The following is a 3,435-nucleotide window of genomic DNA, read 5'->3' on the forward strand; positions in this document are numbered from 1 at the left end:
AGCCATTGAAAGTATAGGTGCCGCCAAACATTAAATCCCCATAGGCGATCGTCCTGATCGTCTGAAGGTTGTTTGACGCGACTAGCTCGATCACGCGGCATCGTCCTACGTCCCCCCAGCGCGGTTTCCTCCTTTGGAGGCTTTCGGACGCCGGCCCCCGTGTGCGCGGCAACACCGTCATGGGGCCGGCATCCGAAACCCTTCACAAGAGGCGACCTTCGTAGAACTGCCGGCGAGAGCTAAATCCTATTGTCTGTTTCCCTGCTCAACAAAATCGCCCCACTCCTCCCTGAGAACCGCACGATAGCTTCCGGGAGGAAGCACTTCCTCTATAACTTCCGCATTCCGGGAGGCGTTTGGATCTAAGAACAACCCGACCAAGGGCATGCACGCCTTCATGGCGTAGCGCGCGGCATCCTCGGCTGTCCGAACACCCGCCGCTTGAGCATCGGGCGCGTGCGACCGAACACAAGCTCGAAAGCGGGAAACGGACGGCTGCTCTCCATGATGCGTCTGAGCGGATAGCTGAGACGACAATGTCAGAAGCGAGATCAAAATAGCTGCTCTCAATGGACGCTCCAAGACATTGAAACGGACTAACGTTGAACTTCGCTATTGGGACCGAAATAAGGGCGGCCAAGTCTGCAATGGGTCTTGGTCGTGTAAAAACGCTGTTGCATGACGCGGACCGGCGCGGTCGAACTCAGGCTATCGCGGTCCGATCAATTTGGGCAACTCTTGCGGCCGCTCGACCAGAACTCATCCTGAGGCAATGTCGGGGCTCTTTTACGCGCCCCATGAACCGCAACGGCGCGCGGCAACGCCCGTATCACGCCCTCACCGCCGCCAGCCGCGGTTTCATCCCGACGATGTTCAGCACGCGTGTCAGATTGTAGCCGAGCACGCACAGCGCCATCTCGGTCGCAACTTTCGGCAGCGTCACGCACAAGAAGTGCGTCGCGCCCATGCGCATCTTCAGTGTGCCGAACGGATGCTCGACGGTCTCGCGGCGTGTGCGCATGGCGTTTGGATTCTTGTCGAGCCGCGCCTGAGCGCGTTCGAGAACGTCCTCGTGCACCCATCGCTTGATACGGCGTTGTGGGCTCGGCGTGCACTTCGATTTGAGTGGACAGGTTTTGCAGGCGTTCGTCCAATAGTTGCGCAGCTTCTGGCCGTCTTCGTCGTTGGTATAATAATATTTGAGTTTCTCACCGGCAGGGCAGCGATAAACATCCTCATTTGGCAGATAAGCAAAGTCCTGTTTGCCGAAGCGTCCCGAAGCCTTCGCACCCGATGTCATCGGCTTGGGCAAAGTCACCGTGATGCCAGATTGCTCGCACGCCACGATTTCTTCACCCTTGAAGTAGCCGCGATCGGCGACAACATCGAGCGTGTCGGCCTCAAGAACGGCTTTGGCTTGCCGGGCTATGTTTGCAAGTTGCGACCGGTCTGAGCCGCTTGTTGTCACCTCGTGCGCGACGATCAGATGGTTTTCTGTATCGACCGCCGTCTGCACGTTGTAGCCGACGACGCCAGAACCACGGCCGCTCGTGGCCATCGAACGGCTGTCGGGATCAGTGAACGATATCTGCTGATCGGGCGACGCCAGAACCTGTTTTTCAATCGCTGCGAGTTTCGCCATTTCAACGGTCAGATTTTTGAGCCGTTCTTTGATCCGCGTCTTTTTTAACTCCAGTGTTTCCGACGGCTCCTGCCGGTCGGCGGTATCGAGCTGAGCGAGATAGCGCGCAACACTCTCCTCCAATTGCGTGCGCCGCCGCTCGACTTTGCCGCGCGTGAAGTTCTTATCGCGATTATTGACTGCTTTGAATTTGCTGCCGTCGATCGCAACGCTGGCTGTCGCGAGCAAGCCCATCTTGCGGCACACCTCGACGAAGCGCGCGCAGACCTTTTTGATGCCGGGACCATTGTCCTTGCGGAAATCGGCAATCGTTTTGTGATCGGGCGCAAGCCTGGCGAGCAGCCACATCACTTCGACGTTGCGGCCAGCTTCACGCTCAAGCCGGCGGCTCGAATGGACACGGTTGAGATAACCGTAAATGTAGAGCCCTAAGAGCGCGGCCGGATGATACGACGGCCTACCTGTGCCGGCAGGCTCAACGCCACCGAACCCAAGTTCAGCCAGATCGAGGGCTGCAACGAAGGCGTCGATCACGCGAACCGGATTGTCATCTGCAACCCAGTCGTCCAGGCATTCCGGCAACAAAGTAGATTGCCCGCGATCAGCTCCTTGAACGAAACGAGCCATGCCAGCCCCCGCCGATTCAGTGCGGGAATCATAGCAGGCACGGCGTTTTCACACAGCCAGGGTCAAAGGCGGAAGTGAAGGTCTGCCCAGCTTTGCCCCTTTACGGGCGGCAGGGAAAAACATTCACTGAACTTTAGCCCGTTGCCATGCACAACCAAAGCTTGTTAGAGCGCGAGAAAGCTCGATCAGATTAGCGGCGTGAATTGGTACGGCGATGGCTCTAATCCTTGCGAAACGGCTGGCCGCGCTCTGCGTTCTAGTGAGCGCACTGACTGGCTGTGGTAGCCTGAGCGAAACAATCAGATACCGACTTACGATTAACGTAGATGTTGATGGCAGGCTCGTCAGTGGTTCTGGCGTCATCCAGGTCAAGCAATCCGACATGAGACCCATCTTCGGGTCTATGGGCGGGGCTGGAAGTGAGATCAGCGGCGAAGCTGTGATGGTTGACCTCGGCCCTCACGGCACACTCTTCGCGCTTCTCCGAGGACCAAAGGCTGGATTTGGAGATCTAGGTGGCCCTGCGTGGATGCTGTTTCATGTTTTTGCCGATCTGCTCAAGGGCGAGATTGATCCTCTTCCAAAAGTGCGGCTGTTGATAGACCGGCGCCCTCATCGCGTGTTGCAGCTCGATGTAATTCCAATGTTGGTTCACTTCAGCGACCCCAATGATCCGAAGTCGGTGGTGCAGGTTGATCCAGCAAATCTCCGAGCAACCTTTGGAGCTGACGTTGCGCTCCGCGAGGTGGCCATCGAGGTGACAGATGACCCAATTACTCGCGCGATCGAAACAAAGCTGCCTTGGCTGAAGACAATTCAGGGTCAGCTCGATGGCAGTCGGCTTCACGGTGGTGGATCGTTCGCGAATGAGCTGAATGCATACGATTTCTATCGAGGACCAAATAGGAACTGAAGAGGCGACCCTTGACGCGAGCAGAGTCTGCTTTGGGTCAAAACCAGCGGTGCACGCAAGTGGGATCTGCGTCCGGCTTGCTCCTGACAGCCGACATGACACGCGCTCATTTGGCCTTCGGCTAAGGGCCGATTTTGTTGCAAAAGTCGGTTGAGACAAGTCACGAACCGTGATTCCGTTGTGTTGACGCGAATCTCGGCGAGGTCGATCCATGATGGGCCGTCTGAAGAGTGACCAAGGTCAACTGTTCTAC

2 protein-coding genes are annotated in these 3,435 nt (G+C 57.1%); one reads left to right on the top strand and one right to left on the bottom strand.

Annotated features, from left to right (window positions below; all coding sequences use genetic code 11):
- Positions 1–829 precede the first annotated feature (829 nt).
- Positions 830–2,269 (bottom strand): IS1182 family transposase, encoded by a 1,440-nt coding sequence (locus tag ACIPUD_RS39595; protein ID WP_446482968.1) that lies wholly within the window; start codon positions 2,267–2,269, stop codon positions 830–832.
- A 382-nt stretch (positions 2,270–2,651) separates the two neighbouring features.
- Here ACIPUD_RS39595 and ACIPUD_RS39600 point away from each other — a divergent pair, with 382 nt between their 5' ends.
- A complete protein-coding gene (locus ACIPUD_RS39600) occupies positions 2,652–3,182 on the top strand; it encodes a hypothetical protein (protein ID WP_446482969.1) in 531 nt (176 codons plus the stop codon).
- The last annotated feature ends 253 nt before the right edge of the window (positions 3,183–3,435 follow it).

Source organism: Bradyrhizobium sp. CAR08 (assembly GCF_052871955.1).